The sequence below is a fragment of the Streptomyces hokutonensis genome, assembly GCF_000376565.1.
Lineage (GTDB): Bacteria > Actinomycetota > Actinomycetes > Streptomycetales > Streptomycetaceae > Streptomyces > Streptomyces hokutonensis.
The window spans coordinates 34296-55360 of the sequence record NZ_BARG01000008.1; the positions used below are offsets into that span (position 1 = coordinate 34296).

The window sequence follows — 21065 nt, forward strand, 5'->3', positions numbered from 1 at the left end:
TCCGTCCTCGTTGCCAACTTGCCTGACGCTCGGGGATTCGGAGCTGGTGCCGGGCCGGATTGGTCGAACCTGAAAAGTTTTTTTGGCGGACTCCAATCCGGCCGCCCGTGACCCGCGTTTCAAGTCCGCTGATCCGTAACCCATCCTTGGAGGCATCCGCTGCGAATGCCTCGTGTGACGGGATGCGAAGTGACTGACCGCGTGCGGTCGAGGAGGAGGGGCCGCGTGCGGTCGACGAGAGGGGGACGGGTGGGGGCGGACGAACTCCTGGTGCAGGTCGCCGGAGGGGATCAGCGGGCCTTCGAGGAGCTCTACGGACTGGTGTCCGGGCCCGTGTTCGGACTGGTGCGCCGGGTGGTGCGCGACCCCGCGCAGTCCGAGGAGGTGTCCCAGGAGGTGCTGCTCGAACTGTGGCGGTCCGCCGCCCGCTTCGATCCCGGCCGCGGCAGTGCCCTGTCCTGGGTCCTCACCCTCGCCCACCGCCGGGCCGTGGACCGCGTGCGCAGCGCCCGCGCGGCCGTCGACCGCGAGCAGCGCGAGGCCCGCCGCTCCCACAACCCGGCCTTCGACCAGGTGACCGAGGAGGTCGAGGCGGGCCTGGAGCGCCAGTTGGTGCGCCGCTGCCTGGACCGGCTCACCGCCCTGCAACGGCAGTCCGTGACCCTCGCCTATTACGACGGCTATACGTACCGTGAAGTGGCCGAGCGGCTCTCGCTGCCGCTGGGCACGGTCAAGACCCGTATGCGTGACGGACTCACCCGGCTGCGCGACTGCCTGGGAGGTGCCGCATGAGCGTCCTCGCCCGACTCTTCCGCCGGGGCGATCTCCACTCGCTCGCCGCCCCCTACGCCCTCGACGCCCTCGAACCCGGCGAGCGCGCCCAGTTCGAGAAGCACCTCAAGAAGTGCGAGCGGTGTGCCTTCGAGGTGCGCGGCCTGACCGAGGGCGCGGCCCGCCTCGCCAGGTCCATGGCCGCCCAGCCGCCGCCCGCGATGCGCGACCGGGTGCTGTCCGCGATCCGCAACACCCCGCAGGAGCCCGGGCCGCTGCGCGAGCGCGGGCGGGAGACGCGGGAGTACACGCCCCGGCTGCCGGCTCATGTGTGGGGCGCGGAGCCGCAGGCGTCACGCGCCCGCGTGCCCCAACGGCGGCCGTTCTTCGTGCCGTTCGCCACCGCCACGGCCGCCGCGGCCCTCGTCGTCGCCTCGCTGTTCGCCGTGCAGGCGAACAGGACACAGGACAAGCTGGACGCAGCGCAGGCGCAGTCGCGTGAGATCGCACACGTTCTCGCGGCTCCCGACGCCCGTGCGACCACCGGCGCGGACACCGCGGGCCGGAGCATCGGCGTGATCGCCTCCGCGTCGGAGGGGCGCGCGGTCGTCACCCTGAGCGGATACGGCGCACCGCCGAGCGGGCGCGTGCGTCAACTGTGGCTGATGCGCCCCAATGTGCAACCGCGCTCCCTCGGGCTCTTCAAGGACGACACGCCCTTGGTCACCACCGGACTCGACAAATCAGCAACATCACTCGCAGTGACCGTCGAGCCCGACGGGGGCTCACCACAGCCCACAACGCAGCCAGTTGTCCAACTCGCCCTGAAATCGGTTGGATTCGGAGAGTAATCAAGGAGGGGTCGTCAACGCCCTTACGGGGAAGGTGAATCCTGAGACCTCGATACACGAGTGCCCGGTTGGGGCGATAGGGTTACCCTGCCCGGGCCGGGTGGACTCGTACGGGTGGGGAGTGACATGGAACAGATAGTGCGCAGCAGGGCAAGGGTCCCTGCGATCACGTGCGGGAGCAGCGCGACGAGTTCGCGCCTCGACCGCCATCTCTCGGTGCTGGGCGGCCCTGTCGTCCCGCAGCGCGAGACGGCAGAGGCGACCTCGCTGATGCGCGAGCTCACCTCGCGCGACACCACGCAGGAACGCAGCGCCAGGGGCGCGCGAGTGAGCAGGGTCTCGCTCTTCGCACCGCTGCGCAGGCTGCGCCGTTCGCTGTTCGGCGGGCGCTGAGCAAGTCCTCGGCGTCCCCGGGGAGTTCCCGGGGGCCCGCGCTCAGGACGCCACACCGTCCCGGCGCAGTGCTGCGATCTCTTGGTCCGCCATCCCCACGGCACGCAGCAGCGCCACGGTGTGCTCCCCGAGCGCGGGCACGTCACCCATCCGCGCCTCGCCTCCGCCCGGCAAGGTGATCGGCGGCAGCAGCGCCCGCAACGGCCCGACCGGCGAACCCACTTCCCGCCACCGCTCCCGGGCCGCCAACTGCGGGTGCTCCGCCACCTCTTGTACGTTCCTGAGGCGCGCGCAGGCCACACCCGCGCGCTCCAGCCGCAGTACGGCCTCGTCGGTGGCCAGCCCACCCAGCACCGCACCGACGAGGGCGTCCGTGCGCTCCCGGTTCACCACCCGCTCCGCGTTGGTCGCGAAGTCCGGATCGGTCCCCAACTCCGGTCTTTGGACGACCTGTTCGGCCAGCCGCCGCCACTCCCGGTCGTTCTGCACCGCGAGCAGCACCTGTCCGCCGTCCGCCGTGGGATAGACGTCGTACGGCGCGATGACGGCGTGCGCAAGACCCGTGCGCGCCGGGGGAGTTCCGCCGTGCATCGCGTGATGCAGCGGATGCCCCATCCACTCCACCACCGCGTCCAGCATCGAGACCTCGACGGGCCCGCCCCGCCCGGTGGTGCCGCGCCGCACCAGCGCCGCGAGCACACCCGAGAACGCGTACATCCCCGCCGCGATGTCGGCCACCGGGATCCCCGCCTTCACCGGCCGCTCCGGCGTCCCGGTCACCGACACCAGCCCCGCCTCGCACTGCACGAGCATGTCGTAGGCCCGCTTGTCCGCGTACGGCCCCGACGCCCCGTACCCCGAGATGTCCACCGCGACCAGCCGGGGATACGCCGCACACAGCGTCGCCGCGTCCAGCCCGAGCCGGGCCGCCGCCCCGTGCGCGAGGTTCTGCACGAACACGTCCGCGTCCGCGACCAGCCGCCGTACGACGTCAAGACCGCGCTGGTCCTTCAGATCCAGCGCGATCGACTCCTTGCCCCGGTTGCACCACACGAAGTGCGAGGCCAGACCGCCGGCCGCGGTGTCGTAGCCGCGCGCGAAGTCACCGCCGTCGACCCGCTCGACCTTGATCACCCGGGCGCCCAGATCGGCGAGCTGACGGGTGGCGAAGGGGGCGGCGACGGCCTGTTCGACGGCGACGACGGTGACGCCCTCAAGGGGCAGCGGCATGGGCTCCATGCCGGGGATCATGTCCCGCGCCCGGCACCTTTGTCATGCGGGGAGTTCACCCCTCGCCGCGCGCGTACCGCCGTACCGCGAGCGGCGCGAACACGGCGATCAGCGCCGCGCACCACGCCAGCGACCCGGCGAGCGGATGGGCCACCGGCCAGGCGGCGCCCTCGGGCACGGGCGAGTTGCCGAACAGATGTCGCAGGGCCGTGGTCACCGCGCTGATCGGGTTCCACTCGGCCAGGGTGCGCAGCCAGCCCGGCAGCCGGTCCGTCGGGATGTACGCGTTGGACAGCAGCGGCAGCATGAAGGTCGCGCTGCCCAGCTGACCGGCCGCCTCCTCGCTGCGCGAGGCCAGCCCGAGCAGGATGCCGACCCAGGCGCAGGCGAACCGGAACAGCAGCAACAGGCCCACAGCGGCGGCGGCTTGGGCCACCGACCCCTCGACCCGCCACCCCACCGCGAGACCGACCAGCAGGAACGGCACGGTCCCGACCGCCGTGACGACCAGATCGGCACTCGCCTGCCCGAGCGGTACGGCCGCCCTGCTCATCGGCAGGGTGCGGAAGCGGTCCGTCACACCCCGGTGCGAGTCCTGGGCGGCCTGGAACATGCCGGTCATGATGCCGTTCGCGGCGGTCGCGACCAGCAACCCCGGCACCAGGTAGGAGCGGTAGGCGTCGCCCGGCATCGCCAGCGCGCTGCCGAAGACGTACCCGAAGAACAGCAGCATCGTGATCGGCATGGTCTGGGTGAGGATCGCCAGCGCCGGATTGTTCCGCACCCGCCGCAACTGCCGGCCGAGCATCGCGGTGCCGTCGTACGCCAACGCGCTCATGCCGCTTGCTCCTTACGGTCCGTCAGGCGGAGGAACACGTCGTCGAGGGTCGGCGGCCGCATGCTCGCGTCGAGCAACGGCACGCCCGCCGCGTCGAGTTCGCGGACCAGCCGGGGCAGGGTGAGAGTCGGATCGCCGGTGACCGCGCCGACGGCGTTCCGCTCGTGGTCGAACGACGGCTCGGCGCCCGTGAGTCGGTCGAGGACACCGGCCGCCTTCGCCAGCGCGTCCGGGTGCGCGACGACGACCTCGGCGTACGTGCCGATGAGCGCCTTGAGTTGGGACGGCGACCCGCTGTGCGCGACCCGCCCCCGGTCCACCAGGGCGATGTCGTCGGCCAGTTGGTCGGCCTCCTCCAGGTACTGCGTGGTCAGCAGCACGGTCGTACCCTCCCTCTTCAAGTCCCTTACGGCGTCCCAGATTTGATTCCGGCTGGCCGGGTCGAGGCCGGTCGTCGGTTCGTCCAGGAACAGCACGTCGGGGCGGCGTATGAGACTCGCCGCCAGGTCGAGGCGGCGGCGCATCCCGCCGGAGTAGGTGGACGCGGGCCGGTCGGCGGCCTCGGTCAGACCGAAGCGGTCCAGCAGCTCACCGGCCCGCTCGGCCGGCCCCCGCACCCGGTGCAGCCGCGCGAACAGCCGCAGGTTCTGCCGGCCGGTGAGGTCGCCGTCGACCGACGCGTACTGCCCGGTCACACCGATCCGGCGCCGTACGGCCGAAGCCTCCCGGACCAGATCGTGCCCGGCGATCCGCGCGGAGCCCGCGTCGGGCCGCAGCAGGGTGGTGAGCAGCCGGACAGCCGTGGTCTTGCCCGCGCCGTTGGGCCCGAGCACCCCGCAGACCGTGCCCCGCGCCACCGCCAGGTCCAGCCCGCGCACGGCGTGCACGGTGCCGAAGCGCTTCTCCAGACCTTCACTAAGTACAGCGTACGTAGTAGTCATGGGTCGACCATAGCGCACTACGTACGGTGTACGTAACTAGGATGGTGGCCGAGGTGATGATCAATGGCGGACCGAGCGGCCGTACCCGAAGTGATCTGGGCGCGTCCCGAGCGGGCGGGGCGCGGGCCCAGGCCCGCGTACAGCCGCGCGGACATCGCGGCGGCGGCGGTGCGGATCGCCGACGGCGGGGGGCTGGACGCCGTGTCCATGCGGCATGTCGCGGCCGAGTTGGGGTGCGGCACGATGTCGCTCTACAACTACGTTCCCCGCAAGGAGGATCTGTACGAGCTGATGGTCGACGCGGTCAGCGGGGAGCACGAGGAGTGGGAGCCGTCGGGGGACTGGCGGGCGGACATGGTCCGGGTCGCCCATCAGACGCGGACGCTGATGCACCGGCATCCCTGGCTGCCGCGGCTGATGTCACCGGTGTACGGCTTCAGCCCGAACGCGCTGAAGTATCTGGAGCACTGCCTCGCCTGTCTTGATCCGGTCGAGGCGACGTACGGCACGAAGATGCAACTCGTGGGGCTGCTCAATGGGGTTGTGACGATGTACGTGAGCAATGAGTTGGCTACTGCTGAGCGGTCTCGGTCGTTGCCGTGGTCCGAGGAGCAGGAGAACGCGGTGCGGATCGCGTATCTCGGGAGTCAGATCGCCGGCGGGGCGTATCCGCGGATGGCGGCGGCGTTCACGGAGGACCCGGGGCCCATCGACCTGGACGCGGTGTTCGACATGGCGTTGCGGAAGGTCCTGGACGCCTTCGATCCCGAACGGGGTCAGAGCAGCGCGAACTGACCCTCCGGGCCCTCCTCGTGGTGGTCCAGAACCGATGCCGGGTGGCGAGACCACTCCGGTGCCGGGAGGATGCCCGCCTTGCGCAGCTCGGCGGAGGTGACGGGGTCCGTCACCGTCAACTCCTCCTGCCGCGGCCGCAGTTCCGTCAGCAACGCCAACACCGTGATCAGCTCCAGCAGTTCCGACGTCCAGGTCTGCTGCCATGCCGCCGGGCGGATCGCGGCCAGGGTGCCCGGGGTGGCGGTCTCCGACGTGCGGGACGTGAACCACTCCTCCAGGACGCGTACCCCGCTGACCTCGAAGTCCCAGGACTCGGGCGGGACCGGGGAGATGCGGCCCTCGTCGAGGTGGAGGGTCTCCTCGTCGCGGTCGTAGTGGAGGGTCAGGGGGAGGGGAGGCAGCGGGGCGCGGACGTAGGGGCGTCGGCCGCCGGGGAGTTTGGGGCGGTCGCCGTTGCGGCGCGTCAGCCAGAGGATGCGATGGCCCAACTCGACTCCGCGTGCCCAGAGTTCGGCGTCCGCCGTCAGGGGTACGGCCGGACCGGGGCGTACCGTCGCCACCGTCCAGGCGAGGAGGTCCGCCGGGGCGGGGGAGTGGCCGAGGCGATCGGCGAGGTGTTCCAGCAGGCCCGGTGCCAGGTTCGGTTCCGCGCCGCCGGGTCGGCGGTACAGGGGGCGGACGCGGCCGGGGCGGAGGACCGGCAGGAGCGATGACGTGAGAACAGGTGGCCCGGCGGTGTTCGGGGATGTCTCCACCACGAAGACCTGGTGTTCGTCCGCCACCCGCCACAACTCCGGCCGGGCCACGTCGATCAGGCGGTGGTCGGGGATCAGCCACTGCTCGTCGAAGGGGGCGTGCAGGACACGGACCGGTTCGGGGCAGGGGCCGGTGGCGCGGACCAGTTTCTCCGTGCCGCTGGACTGGCCCGGGAGCTGGGTCACCGCGGAGTGCAGGGTGCGGGAGCGGGTCGGCTCGAACAGGGTTTCCCGGTCCGGGACTTCGGCCTTCATCAGGGTGTCCCAGCGGGCCCTCAGTGTTGCCGCGTCGGGAGCCGTCGGCCACCCCCGGCCGAGCCGGATCGGTGCGACGGACCACGGCATGAGGTCCGCGAGCAACGGAGCGTCGTCGTGCGTCACGCTCGGCATCGTACGACGACCTCAGTTCGCGACGTCGAGCGTCACCGAGAAGGAGAAACGGTCCCCCCGGTAGTGGATGACGGCCACGTCCAGCACCCTCCCCTGTGTGTCATAGGTGATGCCGGTGTAGTGCAGGATCGGGCTGAGGAGCGGGACCTGGAGGAGGCGGGCGGTCTCCGGGTCGGCGAGGCGGGCCTCCACGGTGTCGGTGATGCGGCTGATGTCCGCGCCGACGACGTCCCGCAGCACCTTGGTCATCGGCCAGCGGATCAGGTCGTCCGGGTCGAGGCGGGCGGCCAGTTCGGGGCGGATGTGGTTGCGGGCGTGGTTCGTGGGTTCGCCGGTCTTCTCGTCGCCGCGGAGACGGTGGTACGCCGCCACCTCCGACAAGTCCGGGAAGTGCTCGGCCAGTTCGGGCGGAACCTTCACCGCACCGTGCTCCAGGAGCTCGGTCGTCATGCCGGACTGCTGCGCCACGATCGCGTCGACCGAGCCCAACAGCCGTACCGGCGTGGCCCGTCGGACATCCGGCTCGATGAACGTGCCCCGGCGGCGGTGGCGGGTGATCAGGCCCTCGTCCTCCAGTTCCTTCAGCGCCTGCCGCATCGTGAGCACACTCACGCCGTAGTGCCCCGCGAGCTGTTCCTCCGTGGGCAGCCGCAGCGGGTCCTGGGGCGAGCGGCCGAGTATCGAGGCGCGCAGGGACTGCGACACCTGGTACCAGAGCGGCAGCTTGCGGTTCAGGACGATCGAATCCGGGGCGAAGGAGGTCACGGGGCCATCCGTACCGGTAGGGAGGGATCGGTGCAAGGGCCGTAGGGCGGTGGGGAGTTGTCAGTGCGTGGGGTGGAAGTGGCGCTGGAGGCCCCGCCAGACGTCGTCGTAGCCCTGCTGGAGGTGGTCGGCGTGGGCCGCCTGGGCCGTGGCCGCCACCGGCCAGCGGGTCTCGAACATGAACGCCAGGCCGTCGTCGATCTTCTGCGGGCGCAGTTCGGCGGCGCTGGCGCGGTCGAAGGTCTCCCGGTCGGGGCCGTGCGCCGACATCATGTTGTGCAGCGAACCGCCCCCGGGCACGAAGCCCTCGGCCTTCGCGTCGTAGGCGCCCTCGATGAGCCCCATGTACTCGCTCATCACGTTCCGGTGGAAGTACGGCGGCCGGAAGGTGTCCTCGCCCACCAGCCAGCGCGGGGCGAACACCACGAAGTCCACGCCGGCCAGGCCCGGGGTGTCCGACGGGGACGTCAGCACGGTGAAGATCGACGGGTCGGGGTGGTCGTAGGAGATGGAGCCGAGCACATTGAAGCGGCGCAGGTCGTAGGCGTACGGCACATGGTTGCCGTGCCAGGCGACCACGTCGAGGGGCGAGTGGTCGTAGGTCGCGGTCCAGAGGTTGCCGCAGAACTTGTTCACCACCTCGACCGGGCCCTCGACGTCCTCGTAGGCGGCGACCGGCGCGTGGAAGTCCCGGGCGTTGGCGAGGCCGTTGGCGCCGATCGGGCCGAGGTCGGGGAGTTGGAAGGGCGCACCGTAGTTCTCGCACACATATCCGCGGGCTGAAGCATCCAGCAGCTCCACACGGAAGCGCACCCCACGGGGGATCAACGCCACATGTCCCGGCTCCGCGCGGAGGAGCCCGAACTCCGTGCGCAGCAGCAGCCCGCCGCGTTCCGGGACGATCAGCAGCTCGCCGTCCGCGTCGCTGAAGACGCGGTCCATGGAGGAGTCGGCGTGGTACAGGTGCACGGCCATGCCGGTGCGCTGGGTCGCGTCGCCGTTGCCGCCCAGGGTCCACAGGCCGGCCAGGAAGTCGGTGCCGGGCGTCGGCGCGGGCAGCGGGTTCCAGCGCAGCCGGTTCGGGTCGGGTACCGACTCCGTGAAGGGCGCCGTACGGATCGCGCCGTTGTCGGCGCGGGTGAAGGGCGGGTGCGCGGCCGAGGGGCGGATGCGGTACAGCCACGAGCGGCGGTTGTGCGCCCTCGGCTCGGTGAAGGCCGAACCGCTGAGCTGCTCGGCGTAGAGGCCGAGCGGTGCGCGCTGCGGGGCGTTGCGCCCCTCGGGCAGGGCGCCGGGCACCGCCTCCGAGCTGTGTTCATTGCCGAAACCGGTGAGGTGGGTCAGCCCCTCGGCGGTCTTCCGCGCGTCCCCGCTCATCTCTGCTCCTCGCCCTCCGAGCCGCCTGATTCCTATGTATCACCGTAGGATTGCGGTTTCGCGGGCGCAAGAGGACGACGAAGGTCCAGGGAAAATCCGACTTCCGGGGGCGAAGAACCAGCCTCAAGGGGGATCCGGCTGTCAGACCGGTGTTCTAGTCTCCCCGGCATGTCGTGGTCGCGCGCACTTCTCACCGCGCTCGCGGTCTGTGCCCTGCTGCTGGCCGGATCGGCGGGCTGCGGTTCCGGTGATGCCCGGGCGCACAAGGGCGACCGGGTGTCGCCGTCCCCGGTGGGCAAGGTGCTCGACAACACGGACGAGCAGGGCCGGCACTACCGCGAGGTGGGCAAGAAGGGCGCCCCGGAGGTCGGTATCGAGGTGGAGCCCGACGCCTCCGACGACAGCTGGGACGTCCGGCTGACCGTCCACGACTTCCGCTTCTCGCCCGCCGGCGTGAAGCCGGTCGCGGTCGCGGGCCGCGGCACCGTCCGCCTCCTGGTGGACGGCCGCACCGTCGCCCGGCTCCGCGTCCCCGAGTACCGGCTCGCGGCCGACCTCGTCCCGCACGGCACCCACCACGTCACCGCGCGCCTGTACGCCGACGACGGCACCGTGTGGGCCGTACACGGCAAGCCGGTGGAGAGTACGGCGGACATCACGGAGTCGGCGGTGCAGGCCACGCCCGACGGCAGCAAGACACCCGGTTCCGCATCGATCCGGGGGCCGGAATGAGTGTTATGGGCACCCAGTTCCGTACTGAGGTGCGAGCTTCTCCTGACCGCTGCGGAAAGGCATCATGAAGCCCGTGCCCCACACGACATCGCTCCGTCGTGCGCCCGTGCAGCGGCGCAGCGCCGAACGGCTGACCAGGATCCTCGACGCCTGCGCCGACCTCCTCGACGAGGTCGGCTACGACGCGCTGAGCACCCGGGCCGTGGCCGTGCGCGCCGGCGTCCCCATCGGCTCGGTCTACCGCTTCTTCGGGAACAAGCGCGCGATGGCCGACGCCCTCGCCCAGCGGAACCTGGAGCGCTACACGGAGCGTGTCACCGAGCGCCTCAAGGAGGCCGGTGACGGGGAAGGGTGGCGGGCGGCGGTGGACGCCGTCCTGGACGAGTACATCGCCATGAAGCGCACCGCGCCCGGCTTCTCCCTCGTCGACTTCGGCAACCAGATCCCGGTCGGCTCGGGCCACGCGGAACCCAACCACCGCGTCGCCGACCGCCTCACCGACCTGCTCTCCGGCTATCTCTCGCGCGAACCCGACGAGGACCTCCGCCGCACCTTCCTCATCGCGGTGGAGACCGCCGACTCCCTCGTCCATCTCGCCTTCCGGGTCGCTCCGGAGGGCGACGAGAAGGTCATCGAGGAGACACGGGCGCTGCTGCGGGCGTATCTGGCGCGGGTGCTGGACTGACCGGCGCCCGCTCTTCCGCGGGCACGGGACCGGTGTCCGTCCGGGCGCCTGCCCCTCCGCGGGTTTCCGACCTCACCCCGCCACCCCCTCGCCACCGTCCATACCGGTCGGTATGCTCACCGCCAAGAGGCAACGTCGCACTTGGGAGGCCCCGTGTCCCGCACCGCTCTGCGTATCTGCCCCCTGTGCGAAGCCACCTGCGGGCTGACCCTCACCATCGAGGGCACCCGGGTGACCGGCGCCCGGGGCGACCGCGAGGACGTGTTCAGCCGGGGGTTCATCTGCCCCAAGGGCGCCTCCTTCGGCGCCGTCGACGGCGATCCCGACCGGCTGCGCACCCCGCTCGTCCGCCGCGACGGCGAGCTGCGCGAGGCCACCTGGGAGGAGGCGTTCGACGCGGTCGCGGCCGGACTGCGCCCGGTCGTCGAGCGATACGGCCCGCACGCCGTCGGTGTCGTCCTCGGCAACCCCAACGTGCACACCATGGCCGGCGCCCTCTACCCGCAGGTCCTGCTCGGCGCCCTCGGCACCCGCAGCGTCTTCACCGCCTCCACGGTCGACCAGATGCCCAAACACGTCTCCTGCGGCCTGCTCTACGGCGACGCCAACGCGATCCCGGTGCCCGACCTCGACCACACCGACCATCTGCTCCTCATCGGCGCCAACCCCCTTGAGTCCAACGGGAGTCTGTGCACCGCCGCCGACTTCCCCGGCAAGCTCAAGGCGCTCAGGGCCCGCGGCGGCACCCTCACCGTCATCGACCCGCGCCGCACCCGCACCGCCAAGCTCGCCGACCGGCACATCGCGGTCCGCCCCGGCACCGACGCCCTGCTGCTCGCGGCGATGACGTATGTGCTCTTCGACGAACGCCTCGTGGACCTGGGGGAGTTGGCCCCGCACGTCCAGGGTGTCGACGAAGTCCGAGCGCAGGTACGGGACTTCACACCGGAGGCCGTGGCCGAAGCGTGCGACGTGACCGCCGACGAGATCCGCGCCCTCGCCCGCGAACTGGCCGCCGCCCCAACTGCCGCCGTCTACGGCCGTATCGGCAGCTGCACCGTCCCGCACGGCACCCTCGCCAGCTGGCTCGTCGACGTCCTCAACATCCTCACCGGCAACCTCGACCGGCCCGGCGGCGCCCTCTTCCCGCAGGCCGCCACCGACCGGACACCCCGGCCCGCAGGACCGGGACGCGGCTTCGCGCTCGGGCGCTGGCACTCACGGGTGAGTCAATACCCGGAAGCGAAGGGCGAGTTGCCGCTCTCCGCGCTCGCCGAGGAGATCGACACCGCGACCGCCGAGGGCGAACCGATCCGCGCGCTGATCGCCGTAGCCTCCAATCCGGTGCTCTCCGCACCGGACGGCGCCCGCCTCGACAAGGCCCTCGACTCGCTCGACTTCATGGTGAGCGTCGACCCGTACCTCAACGAGACCGCCCGCCACGCCGACGTAGTACTGCCGCCGCCCCCGCCCTCCCAAAGCCCGCACCACGACTTCGCGTTCAACACCCTCGCCGTCCGCAACCAGGTCCGCTACTCCCGTCCCGCGATCCCGCTGGAGCCCGGCAGGATGGCCGAGACCGAGATCCTGGCCCGGCTGATCCTCGCCGCGACCGGCATGCACGGCGCCGACCCCGCCGCCGTCGACACGATGGTCATCGACCAGACCCTCGCCAAGGCCGTCAAGGACCCCAACTCGCCGGTCCACGGCCGCGATCCGGGCGAGGTCGCCGATCGGCTCACCGGCGACACCGGCCCCGAGCGCCGGCTCGACATGATGCTGCGCCTGGGCCCCTACGGCGACGGCTTCGGCGTACGACCGGGCGGGCTGACCCTCCAGCAGCTGCTCGCGCACCCGCACGGCATCGACCTGGGTCCGCTGACCTCTCGGCTGCCACAGCCGTTGAAGACCCGGAGCGGGAAGGTCGAACTGCTGCCGCAGCCGATCGCCGACGACCTGCCCCGGCTCCGGCAGGCCATGGGCGAGCGCGCGGACGGTCTCGTCCTCGTCGGCCGCCGGCACCTCCGCTCCAACAACAGCTGGATGCACAACGTGCCCGCCCTCACCGGCGGCACCAACCGCTGCACCCTGCACATCCACCCCGAGGACGCGGAACGCCTCGGCGTGGTCGACGGAGCGCCGGTCCGGGTGAAGGGCGCCGGGGGAGAGGTGACCGCTCCGGCCGAGATCACGGACGGTCTGCGGCGGGGCGTGGTGAGCCTCCCGCACGGCTGGGGACACGACCGTCCCGGCACCCGGCTCAACCACGCGTCCGCCGATCCGGGCGTCAACGTGAACCAGCTGCTCGACGGCAGTCTCCTCGACCCGCTGTCGGGCAATGCGGTGCTCAACGGAGTGCCCGTGGAGGTCACCGCACTCAGCGCACCGCTGTGACCTGGAGTTTTGCGCTTATTGCTCGCGCGTCAACATCTTGTTAACGCAGCTTTGCGCGACCTAACGTCATCGCACTGCCGTCCCTGGTGGGAGTTCAAAGGCGAACGTTAGGTGTTCCACTCATGCTGACCATCCTCGGCTTCACCATGATCGCGACCTTCCTGGTCCTGATCATGCTGAAGAAGATGTCGCCGATCGCGGCGCTCGTCCTGATACCGGCGCTGTTCTGCGTCTTCGTCGGAAAGGGCGCCAAGCTCGGCGACTACGTCATCGACGGCGTCACCAGCCTCGCGCCCACCGCGGCGATGCTCATGTTCGCGATCGTCTACTTCGGTGTGATGATCGACGTCGGCCTCTTCGACCCGATCGTCCGGGGGATCCTCAAGTTCTGCAAGGCAGACCCCCTGCGCATCGTGGTCGGTACGGCGGTCCTCGCCGCGATCGTCTCGCTGGACGGCGACGGCTCGACCACCTTCATGATCACCGTCTCGGCGATGTACCCGCTCTACAAACGCCTGAAGATGAGCCTGGTCGTGATGACCGGTGTCGCCGCGATGGCCAACGGCGTGATGAACACGCTCCCTTGGGGCGGCCCGACCGCCCGCGCCGCGACCGCCCTCAAGCTCAACGCCAGCGACATCTTCGTCCCCATGATCCCGGCGCTCGCCGTGGGCCTGCTGGGTGTCTTCTTCCTCGCGTACGTCCTCGGCCGCCGCGAGCGCAAGCGGCTCGGGGTGCTGACGCTGGACGAGGTGCTCGTCGAGGAGCCCGCCGAGTCGGAGACGGTGCTCGTGGGAGCCGGCACGGGCAAAGGCGTCAAGGGCACCGGCGGTTCCGGCTCCGGCGTGGATCTCCCCGAGGAGCCCGAGGACGACGGTTTCCGGGGCCTCGACCCCGACCGCCCGACCCTGCGCCCCAAGCTCTACTGGTTCAACGCGCTGCTCACGGTCACCCTGCTCACCGCCATGATCATGGAGTGGCTGCCGATCCCGGTGCTGTTCCTGCTCGGCGCCGCGCTCGCCCTGACCGTCAACTTCCCCCACATGCCCGACCAGAAGGCCCGCCTCGGCGCCCACGCGGAGAACGTCCTCAACGTCTCCGGCATGGTCTTCGCCGCCGCCGTCTTCACCGGCGTCCTCCAGGGCACCGGCATGGTCGACCACATGGCGACCTGGCTGGTCGACAACATCCCCGACGGCATGGGCCCGCACATGGCCTTCGTCACCGGCGTGCTCAGCATCCCGCTCACGTACTTCATGTCGAACGACGGCTTCTACTTCGGCATCCTCCCGGTGCTCGCCGAGGCGGGCCAGGCACACGGCGTCTCCTCCCTGGAGATCGCCCGCGCCTCCCTCGTCGGCCAGCCCCTGCACATGTCGAGCCCGCTGGTGCCCGCCGTGTACGTCCTGGTCGGCATGGCCAAGGTGGAGTTCGGCGACCACACACGGTTCGTGGTCAAGTGGGCGGCCCTGACATCGCTCGTCGTCCTCGGGGCAGGAATCCTGTTCGGCATCATCTGACCCACACGACAAGGGACTTGACCATGACGCCCGGCAGGAACCGCGGCTGGCTGCTCCGCCTCGTCGTCGCCTTCAGCTTCGCGCAGGGGGCGGTGTCGATGGCCCGCCCCGCGGTGTCCTACCGGGCCCTCGCGCTCGGCGCCGACGAGCGGGCGATCGGTGTCATCGCGGGTGTGTACGCGCTGCTTCCGCTCTTCGCCGCCGTACCGCTCGGCCGCCGCACCGACCACGGCCGCTGCGCACCCCTGCTGCCCGTCGGCGTGGTCCTCATCTCCGGCGGCTGCGCACTGAGCGGACTCGCCAACTCCCTCTGGGCGATGGCGATGTGGAGCGGCGTGATGGGCCTGGGCCACCTCTGCTTCGTGATCGGCGCCCAGTCGCTCGTCGCCCGCCAGTCCGCCCCGCACGAACAGGACCGCAACTTCGGCCACTTCACCATCGGCGCCTCCCTCGGCCAACTCGTCGGCCCCATCGCCGCGGGCGCCCTGATCGGCGGCTCCGACATGGCCGGCACCAGCGCCCTCGCCCTGCTCGTCGCGGGCGCCGGCGCCGCCGTGTCGTTCACGTCCCTGTGGCGCATCGAGGACCGTACGGCCGTCAAGTCCCGTACGGAACAAGGCGATCGGGTGCCCATGCGGAGCATCCTCGGCGCTCGGGGCGTGCCCGCGGGCATCTTCGTCAGCCTCTCCGTGCTGTCCGCGACCGACATCCTCACCGCCTACCTGCCGGTGGTCGGCGAGCACCGGGGCATCGCGCCCTCGGTGATCGGCGTGCTGCTCAGCATCCGAGCGGCGGCCACCATCGCGTGCCGCCTGATCCTCACCCCGCTCCTCCAACTGCTCGGCCGGGCCGCCCTGTTGACCGCGACCTGCCTCCTCGCGGGCGTCCTGTGCGCGGGCATCGCGCTGCCGGTTCCGGTGTGGGCGATCGGCCTGATGCTCGCCGTCCTCGGCTTCTGTCTCGGCGTCGGCCAGCCGCTCTCCATGACGACGGTCGTCCAGGCCGCCCCCGACGGCGCCCGCTCCACCGCCCTCGCGCTACGGCTCACCGGCAACCGCCTCGGCCAGGTCGCCGCGCCCGCCGGTGCCGGGCTCGTCGCCGGGGTCGCGGGCGTGGCCGCGCCGTTCGTGATGCTCGGCGCGCTGCTGGTGCTCTCGGCGGGGGCCGCGCTGCGTTCGCCGGGTGGTGCCGCCCGGGAGCGGACGGCGTCCGGCGGTGCGCGGCGTGGGCGGCCGTCCTTGAGCCGGAAGGGCGATATCTAGCGATATCTGACGGTGTGTACGGCGCTGCGCACACGTTCGGCGGGCCGGATGTGAAAGGGAATCAGGTTAAAGAGCGATTCGTACGATAATCACCTGATTCGGAGGGCTGTTCATGCCGACCTCATTCCTGCCCCGTCGAGCCGCCGCCTGGACGGTTCTCGCCGCCGCGGCAACCGTCGTCTGCGGCGCGCCCGCCGCCGTCGCCGCTCCCGGTGACAACGGAGACGTCAAGATCCACGAGGTGGGTACGCCCTTCGACGACCAGCGCAACCAGCCGAAGGTCTGCGACTTCTACCTCGACGCGTTCAACTTCGACACGATCCAGCAGGTCACGTGGTCCATCGAGACCCAGCCGCCGGTCCTGGGCGGCGCGACCCGTAACGGCTCCATCACGCTCACCAGTGGCACCGGCCACACCATGCCCATCGCGACGCTCCCGAACGGCATGTACAAGCTGACCTGGAACTTCGTCGGCGAGCACGGCGCGGGCAAGCACAAGGTCTTCAAGGTCGACTGCCCGACGCCACCGCCCGGCGGCGGTCCCGGTGGCCCCGGCGGCGGACCGGGCGGTCCCAACGGCGGTCCGCCCGCCGGTGGTGGCGGCCTGGCCCGGGAAGCGGCCCTGACCCCGCTCGCGGGTGCCGCCGCGGTGGGCCTGACCGCCGTCGGCGGGGTGGTCTGGTTCCGGCTGCGCCGCCGTCCCCACGGTGCGTCCTGAGCGGATGCGATGAGCTACAGCGCCGCCCCGCGCCCCACCGGGGTGCGGGGCGCTGACACCATGCGCCTGCGCCAGGCCTCGCCCCCGGCCGACCGCGCGACACCGGGCCACGCGAGTCATCGGGGTGTGCTATGACCGGCGGTTCGTCGGCCGGTGCCGCCTCGCGCGGTCCGTCGGGTCGCGCCGCTCCGCGCGAGACACCGGGGCGCGCTATGACCGGTGGTTCGTCGGGTGGTACCGCCTTTCGTGGGTCGTCGGGCGGCGCCGCTCCGCGCGAGTCGTCGGGCGGTACTGTCCCGCTCGGGTCATCGGGTCGCGCCGCCTCGCGCGGGTCGTCGGGCCGCCCCGCCCCGCGCGGGACACCGGGCCGCTCCACCACCCGCGTGGTGCGTCGTCGTCGGCCCTGGTACCGGACGCGGGCCTACCGGCTCGCGCGGACCGTCGTGCTGGCTGTCTTCCTGATGGTCGGCGGCGTCCGGTGCGCCGGGGGCGCGGGCCCCACCGGCCCGGCCCGGGCGACGCAGTCGGCCACCGATGCCTCCGGCCCGGCAGGGGCGGCTGCGCCGGCCACAGGCGCCTCCGGCCCGACCCGGGCGGCTGCGTCGGCCTCGGGCGCCCGCACGGACGCGCGCGGTGGCCAACACCCGCCCCCGGCGCACCCCGTGACCCGCTCCGGCCGCCCGGCGCCGCCGCCGCGCCCCCTCCCGCGCTCCCCAGCGACCGGTCTCGTCATCCCCTACCTCAGCGTCGACGCCCCGGTCGTCCCGCTTCGGCTCGGCAGCGGACGGCGCATGTCCGCGCCGCCGGACGACGACCCCAAGCGGGTGGGCTGGTACGCGGACGGGCCCGCCCCCGGCGAACAGGGCACCGCCGTCGCCGTGGGCCACCTCGACACCATGACCGGCCCCGCCGTCTTCGCGGGCCTCGGCGTACTCAAGCCCGGCCGCCTGATCGAGGCACGCCGCGCCGACGGCCGGACCGCCGTCTACACGGTGGACGCGGTGAAGACGTACGAGAAGGCGCACTTCCCCGACCGGGAGGTGTACGGCGCCCGCGGCCGGCCCGAGCTCCGCCTGATCACCTGCGGCGGCAGCTTCGACCACCGGACCGGCTACTCGGGCAACACCGTCGTGTTCGCCCACCTCACCGCGACCCGCGAACGCGGCCGCACGCGCTGAACGCGATCGTCCGTTTTCTCACCACCCGGACCGACCCGCCCGATCCCGTCCGGTCTCTTCCCCCGGGCGCGCACATTCCGTTAACTTCCGTGACTCACAAGCCCCGTACGACCCGTACGGGGCGGTCCGATCGCGGAGCCCCCGGGGGCACTCGTCATGACACGCGCCATCTCCCTGCACGACGTGAGCAAGGCCTACCCGCGAGGCGCCCGCGTGGTGGACCGGTTGTCGCTGGACATCGCGCCGGGGGAGTTCCTCGTGCTGCTCGGGCCGTCCGGGTGCGGCAAGTCGACCGTGCTGCGCATGATCGCGGGCCTGGAGGAGATCACCGAGGGCGAGTTAAGACTCGACGGCGAGTACGCCAACGAACTCGCCCCCTCCGAACGGGACATGGCGATGGTCTTCCAGAACTTCGCCCTCTACCCGAGCATGACCAGCCGCGACAACATCGGCTTCCCGCTGCGCATCGAGGCCCCCGGCGCCGACCCCCGCCCGCGCGTGGACGCCACCGCCCGCATGCTCGGCATCGAGGAACTCCTCGACCGCTTCCCCAGCCAGCTCTCCGGCGGCGAACGCCAGCGCGTCGCCATGGGCCGGGCCATCGCCCGCCACCCCTCCGCGTTCCTGATGGACGAACCGCTCTCCAACCTCGACGCCAAGCTCCGCAACCACCTGCGCGCCGAAATCTCCTCCCTCACCCGCGAGTTGGGCGTCACCACGGTCTACGTCACCCACGACCAGGCCGAGGCCATGTCGCTGGGCGACCGGGTCGCCGTCCTGCGCGGCGGGGTCCTCCAGCAGGTCGGCAGCCCCCGCTCGGTGTACGCGCTGCCCCGCAACGTCTTCGTCGCCGCCTTCATCGGCACCCCGCGCATCAACCTCCTGCGCGGCCTGGTCCGGGCCCCGTTGGACGGCGCGATGACCATCAGCCTCGGCAAGCAGTACCTCCGGCTGCCCGAACCCCTGTGCCTGGACCACCAGTTGCTCCGCGTCCAGCAGGGCCGCGAGGTCATCGTCGGCCTGCGCTCCGAGGCCATCCGCATCGCCAAGCCCGCCGCCGCCCGCCCCGGCGAAGTGGCGATCAGCGGCCTGGTCGAGCACGTGGAGTTCCAGGGCCACGAGGTCCTCGTCCACTTCAACACCGGCTCCCGGCCCGCGGTGGTACCGGAGTTGGAGGCCCCGCGCCCCACCCGCCCCGCCAGGCGCCGCCGACGCGAGGGCGGTGTCCTGGGCCGGCTGCGGGAGCGCGCGGGCGTACTGCGCGCCGGCCCGGTCGTCGTACTCGACCACCCCACGGACCCGGAACCCGACCTCGTGCCGCCCGAGGGCCGCCTCCCCGGCGACCTCGTCGTCCGCACCACCCCAGACATCCAGCTCCGCCACGGCATGCAGGTCCCGCTCCTCGTCGACATCGCCCACCTGTTCGTCTTCGACCAGCACGGCGAACGGATCTCGCCCGCCCCGGCGCGGCTGCCCGACCTGGACGAGTGACGGCCGGTACGGATAGGTGCATGAACGTGCACCTCACCCGAAACCGGGCGGCCCTCGCGATCGCCGGCCTCCTCCTGACCGCGGCGGCCCCGACCGCCTACGCGAGCCTCGACACGGAGACCGCCCCCGCTCCGGCGCGCGGAACGCCGTACGTCGAGACGCAGCTCTTCTTCGGCACCGAGCGGCCGGACGGCGGACCGGCCGTCACCGACCGGCAGTTCATGGCCTTCGTCGACAAGGAGGTCACGCCGGACTTCCCGGACGGGCTCACCGTGCAGAGCGGGCGCGGGCAGTGGCGGGACGCGAACGGGAGGATCGAGAAGGAGCGGTCGTACGAGGTGATCCTGCTGTATCCGGTGACGGCGGCGGGGGCGAGCGACCGGAAGATCGAGGAGATCCGGCGGGCGTACGAGAAGGCCTTCGCGCAGGAGTCGGTGGGGAGGGTGGACGACCGGACCCGGGCCGATTTCTGACCCGGCCGCGCACCCGTGACCGGGGGTCTCTGGCGCCGGAAAACTAACACCGCTAGTTTGTGAGGCGGACGACGCAGTCACGCCCGGGAGGCAGCACGATGAAGGCACACGACGGCATGTACATCGACGGCGCCTGGCGCCCCGCCGCGAGCGGGGAGACCATCGGCGTGGTGAACCCGGTCGACGAGCAGGTGATCGACCGCGTCCCGGCCGGCACCGCCGCCGACATCGACACCGCCGTACGAGCCGCCCGTGCCGCCCTCCCGGGCTGGGCAGCCACCTCTCCCGCCGAACGGGCCGCGCGTTTGGGGGCGTTGAGGGACGTACTCGCCGCCCGCAAGGACGAGATCGCCGAGACGGTCACCGCCGAACTCGGCTCCCCGCTCGCCTTCTCGCAGGCCGTCCACGCGAGCGTGCCGATCGCGGTCGCGGGCTCCTACGCCGAACTCGCCGCGACCCACGCCTTCGAGGAGAAGGTCGGCAACTCGACCGTCTACCAGGAGCCGATCGGCGTGGTCGGCGCGATCACCCCCTGGAACTACCCCCTCCACCAGATCGTCGCCAAGGTCGCCCCGGCGCTCGCGGCAGGCTGCACGGTGGTGCTGAAACCCGCCGAAGACACCCCGCTCACCGCCCAGTTGTTCGCCGAAGCGGTCGACGAGGCGGGCATCCCGGCCGGCGTCTTCAACCTCGTCACCGGCCTCGGTCCGGTCGCGGGCCAGGCCCTCGCCGAGCACCCGGGCGTCGATCTGGTCTCCTTCACCGGCTCCACGGCGGTGGGCCGTCAGATCGGTGCCACGGCCGGTGCCGCTATCAAGAAGGTCGCCCTCGAACTCGGCGGCAAGTCCGCCAACGTCATCCTCCCGAGCGCCGACCTCGCCAAGGCCGTCAACGTCGGCGTCGCCAACGTGATGTCCAACTCCGGCCAGACCTGCAGCGCCTGGACGCGCATGCTGGTCCACCGCGACCAGTACGACGAGGCCGTGCAGCTGGCCGCCACCGCCGCCGCCAAGTACGGCGACCGCATCGGCCCGGTCGTGAACGCCAAACAGCGGGCCAGAGTGCGGAGTTACATCGAGAAGGGAGTGGAGGAGGGCGCGCGCCTGGTGGCGGGCGGGCCGGAACACCCGTCCCCGCAGGGCTACTTCATCGCCCCGACCGTCTTCGCCGACGTGACCCCCGACATGACGATCGCCCAGGAGGAGATCTTCGGCCCGGTCCTCTCCGTCCTCCGCTACGACGACGAGGACGACGCCGCGCGCATCGCCAACGGCACGGTCTACGGCCTGGCCGGTGCGGTGTGGGCCGGCGACGAGGCGGAAGCGGTCGCGTTCGCACGGAGGCTGGAGACCGGGCAGGTCGACATCAACGGGGGGCGCTTCAACCCCCGTGCCCCGTTCGGGGGTTACAAGCAGTCGGGGGTGGGCCGGGAACTCGGCGCGCACGGGCTGTCCGAGTACCTCCAGACCAAGTCCCTCCAGTTCTAGATCTCTCAGGAGTCCTCGC

The 21065-nt window shown here is 71.7% G+C and carries 20 protein-coding genes; 14 read left to right on the plus strand and 6 right to left on the minus strand.

The genetic code is table 11. The features are described 5' to 3' along the window. Positions 1-249: 249 nt before the first annotated feature. From SSP08S_RS03685 to SSP08S_RS03695, 3 genes are all read left to right on the plus strand, one after another. Entirely contained in the window at positions 250-792 is a 543-nt protein-coding gene (locus SSP08S_RS03685) for a sigma-70 family RNA polymerase sigma factor (RefSeq protein ID WP_019066225.1), read from the plus strand. Beyond that, the gene (locus SSP08S_RS03690) at positions 789-1622 is read left to right on the plus strand and encodes an anti-sigma factor (RefSeq protein WP_019066226.1); all 834 of its coding nucleotides are present in this window, start codon (positions 789-791) and stop codon (positions 1620-1622) included. Before SSP08S_RS03685 ends, SSP08S_RS03690 begins: the two co-directional genes overlap by 4 nt. Positions 1623-1748: 126 nt before the next feature. Continuing rightward, on the plus strand, positions 1749-2015 hold the full coding sequence (locus SSP08S_RS03695) for a hypothetical protein (protein WP_019066227.1): 267 nt from the start codon (positions 1749-1751) through the stop codon (positions 2013-2015). Between the two features lie 42 nt (positions 2016-2057). Here the strand turns inward: SSP08S_RS03695 and SSP08S_RS03700 are convergent, their stop codons facing one another. Genes SSP08S_RS03700 through SSP08S_RS03710 form a run of 3 tightly spaced genes read right to left on the minus strand, consistent with a single transcriptional unit; the run spans position 2058 to position 5024 of the window. Next, entirely contained in the window at positions 2058-3266 is a 1209-nt protein-coding gene (locus SSP08S_RS03700; protein WP_019066228.1) for a CaiB/BaiF CoA transferase family protein, read from the minus strand. 34 nt (positions 3267-3300) lie between these two features. Then, positions 3301-4083: an ABC transporter permease gene (locus SSP08S_RS03705; RefSeq protein WP_019066229.1), complete on the minus strand. Its 783-nt coding sequence runs from the start codon at positions 4081-4083 to the stop codon at positions 3301-3303. Beyond that, positions 4080-5024, minus strand: a complete 945-nt coding sequence (locus tag SSP08S_RS03710; RefSeq protein ID WP_026178154.1) for a daunorubicin resistance protein DrrA family ABC transporter ATP-binding protein — start codon at positions 5022-5024, stop codon at positions 4080-4082. The genes SSP08S_RS03705 and SSP08S_RS03710 overlap by 4 nt, the downstream gene beginning before the upstream one ends. A 63-nt stretch (positions 5025-5087) precedes the next feature. Between SSP08S_RS03710 and SSP08S_RS03715 the strand changes: the two genes are divergently transcribed. Continuing rightward, positions 5088-5819: a TetR/AcrR family transcriptional regulator gene (locus tag SSP08S_RS03715; RefSeq protein ID WP_019066231.1), complete on the plus strand. Its 732-nt coding sequence runs from the start codon at positions 5088-5090 to the stop codon at positions 5817-5819. On the opposite strand, the gene SSP08S_RS03720 is transcribed toward SSP08S_RS03715, so the two are convergent. The 3 genes from SSP08S_RS03720 to hmgA are packed head-to-tail and all read right to left on the minus strand — an operon-like array spanning position 5801 to position 9106. After that, entirely contained in the window at positions 5801-6964 is a 1164-nt protein-coding gene (locus SSP08S_RS03720) for a type ISP restriction/modification enzyme (protein ID WP_019066232.1), read from the minus strand. The two genes, SSP08S_RS03715 and SSP08S_RS03720, sit on opposite strands and share 19 nt — an antisense overlap. A gap of 12 nt (positions 6965-6976) precedes the next feature. Further along, positions 6977-7729, minus strand: a complete 753-nt coding sequence (locus tag SSP08S_RS03725) for a GntR family transcriptional regulator (protein WP_019066233.1) — start codon at positions 7727-7729, stop codon at positions 6977-6979. A gap of 60 nt (positions 7730-7789) precedes the next feature. Further along, entirely contained in the window at positions 7790-9106 is a 1317-nt protein-coding gene (gene hmgA, locus SSP08S_RS03730) for a homogentisate 1,2-dioxygenase (RefSeq protein ID WP_019066234.1), read from the minus strand. A gap of 168 nt (positions 9107-9274) precedes the next feature. Between hmgA and SSP08S_RS03735 the strand changes: the two genes are divergently transcribed. The 10 genes from SSP08S_RS03735 to SSP08S_RS03780 all read left to right on the plus strand — a co-directional run bounded on the left by SSP08S_RS03735 (position 9275) and on the right by SSP08S_RS03780 (position 21046). Further along, on the plus strand, positions 9275-9838 hold the full coding sequence (locus tag SSP08S_RS03735; RefSeq protein ID WP_019066235.1) for a hypothetical protein: 564 nt from the start codon (positions 9275-9277) through the stop codon (positions 9836-9838). Positions 9839-9902: 64 nt separating this feature from the next. After that, positions 9903-10523 carry a TetR/AcrR family transcriptional regulator gene (locus tag SSP08S_RS03740; RefSeq protein ID WP_019066236.1) on the plus strand — a complete coding sequence of 207 codons (621 nt, stop codon included), beginning with the start codon at positions 9903-9905 and terminating at the stop codon, positions 10521-10523. Between the two features lie 153 nt (positions 10524-10676). Beyond that, positions 10677-12917: a molybdopterin oxidoreductase family protein gene (locus tag SSP08S_RS03745; RefSeq protein WP_019066237.1), complete on the plus strand. Its 2241-nt coding sequence runs from the start codon at positions 10677-10679 to the stop codon at positions 12915-12917. Positions 12918-13039: 122 nt separating this feature from the next. Next, complete coding sequence (locus SSP08S_RS03750; RefSeq protein ID WP_019066238.1) at positions 13040-14437, plus strand: CitMHS family transporter; 1398 nt, start codon at positions 13040-13042, stop codon at positions 14435-14437. 23 nt (positions 14438-14460) lie between these two features. Then, on the plus strand, positions 14461-15699 hold the full coding sequence (locus SSP08S_RS03755) for an MFS transporter (RefSeq protein WP_019066239.1): 1239 nt from the start codon (positions 14461-14463) through the stop codon (positions 15697-15699). 112 nt (positions 15700-15811) lie between these two features. Continuing rightward, positions 15812-16417 carry a hypothetical protein gene (locus SSP08S_RS61580; protein WP_019066240.1) on the plus strand — a complete coding sequence of 202 codons (606 nt, stop codon included), beginning with the start codon at positions 15812-15814 and terminating at the stop codon, positions 16415-16417. Between the two features lie 461 nt (positions 16418-16878). Beyond that, positions 16879-17595: a class F sortase gene (locus SSP08S_RS54775; RefSeq protein WP_500809279.1), complete on the plus strand. Its 717-nt coding sequence runs from the start codon at positions 16879-16881 to the stop codon at positions 17593-17595. Positions 17596-17751: 156 nt separating this feature from the next. Further along, positions 17752-19086 carry an ABC transporter ATP-binding protein gene (locus SSP08S_RS03770; protein WP_019066242.1) on the plus strand — a complete coding sequence of 445 codons (1335 nt, stop codon included), beginning with the start codon at positions 17752-17754 and terminating at the stop codon, positions 19084-19086. A 20-nt stretch (positions 19087-19106) separates the two neighbouring features. Then, on the plus strand, positions 19107-19559 hold the full coding sequence (locus tag SSP08S_RS03775; RefSeq protein WP_019066243.1) for a DUF3574 domain-containing protein: 453 nt from the start codon (positions 19107-19109) through the stop codon (positions 19557-19559). Between the two features lie 98 nt (positions 19560-19657). Next, positions 19658-21046: an aldehyde dehydrogenase family protein gene (locus tag SSP08S_RS03780; protein ID WP_019066244.1), complete on the plus strand. Its 1389-nt coding sequence runs from the start codon at positions 19658-19660 to the stop codon at positions 21044-21046. Positions 21047-21065 lie beyond the last annotated feature (19 nt).

Excerpts from the sequence above, each read along its gene's own strand:
- SSP08S_RS03740 (WP_019066236.1), top strand. The coding sequence starts at position 9,903 with ATGAAGCCCGTGCCCCACACGACATCGCTCCGTCGTGCGCCCGTGCAG.
- SSP08S_RS03780 (WP_019066244.1), top strand. The coding sequence starts at position 19,658 with ATGAAGGCACACGACGGCATGTACATCGACGGCGCCTGGCGCCCCGCC.
- SSP08S_RS54775 (WP_500809279.1), top strand. The coding sequence starts at position 16,879 with ATGGTCGGCGGCGTCCGGTGCGCCGGGGGCGCGGGCCCCACCGGCCCG.
- SSP08S_RS61580 (WP_019066240.1), top strand. The coding sequence starts at position 15,812 with ATGCCGACCTCATTCCTGCCCCGTCGAGCCGCCGCCTGGACGGTTCTC.
- SSP08S_RS03770 (WP_019066242.1), top strand. The coding sequence starts at position 17,752 with ATGACACGCGCCATCTCCCTGCACGACGTGAGCAAGGCCTACCCGCGA.
- SSP08S_RS03705 (WP_019066229.1), bottom strand. The coding sequence starts at position 4,083 with ATGAGCGCGTTGGCGTACGACGGCACCGCGATGCTCGGCCGGCAGTTG.
- SSP08S_RS03720 (WP_019066232.1), bottom strand. The coding sequence starts at position 6,964 with ATGCCGAGCGTGACGCACGACGACGCTCCGTTGCTCGCGGACCTCATG.
- SSP08S_RS03710 (WP_026178154.1), bottom strand. The coding sequence starts at position 5,024 with ATGACTACTACGTACGCTGTACTTAGTGAAGGTCTGGAGAAGCGCTTC.
- hmgA (WP_019066234.1), bottom strand. The coding sequence starts at position 9,106 with ATGAGCGGGGACGCGCGGAAGACCGCCGAGGGGCTGACCCACCTCACC.
- SSP08S_RS03695 (WP_019066227.1), top strand. The coding sequence starts at position 1,749 with ATGGAACAGATAGTGCGCAGCAGGGCAAGGGTCCCTGCGATCACGTGC.
- SSP08S_RS03690 (WP_019066226.1), top strand. The coding sequence starts at position 789 with ATGAGCGTCCTCGCCCGACTCTTCCGCCGGGGCGATCTCCACTCGCTC.
- SSP08S_RS03775 (WP_019066243.1), top strand. The coding sequence starts at position 19,107 with ATGAACGTGCACCTCACCCGAAACCGGGCGGCCCTCGCGATCGCCGGC.
- SSP08S_RS03700 (WP_019066228.1), bottom strand. The coding sequence starts at position 3,266 with ATGATCCCCGGCATGGAGCCCATGCCGCTGCCCCTTGAGGGCGTCACC.
- SSP08S_RS03735 (WP_019066235.1), top strand. The coding sequence starts at position 9,275 with ATGTCGTGGTCGCGCGCACTTCTCACCGCGCTCGCGGTCTGTGCCCTG.
- SSP08S_RS03755 (WP_019066239.1), top strand. The coding sequence starts at position 14,461 with ATGACGCCCGGCAGGAACCGCGGCTGGCTGCTCCGCCTCGTCGTCGCC.
- SSP08S_RS03715 (WP_019066231.1), top strand. The coding sequence starts at position 5,088 with ATGGCGGACCGAGCGGCCGTACCCGAAGTGATCTGGGCGCGTCCCGAG.
- SSP08S_RS03750 (WP_019066238.1), top strand. The coding sequence starts at position 13,040 with ATGCTGACCATCCTCGGCTTCACCATGATCGCGACCTTCCTGGTCCTG.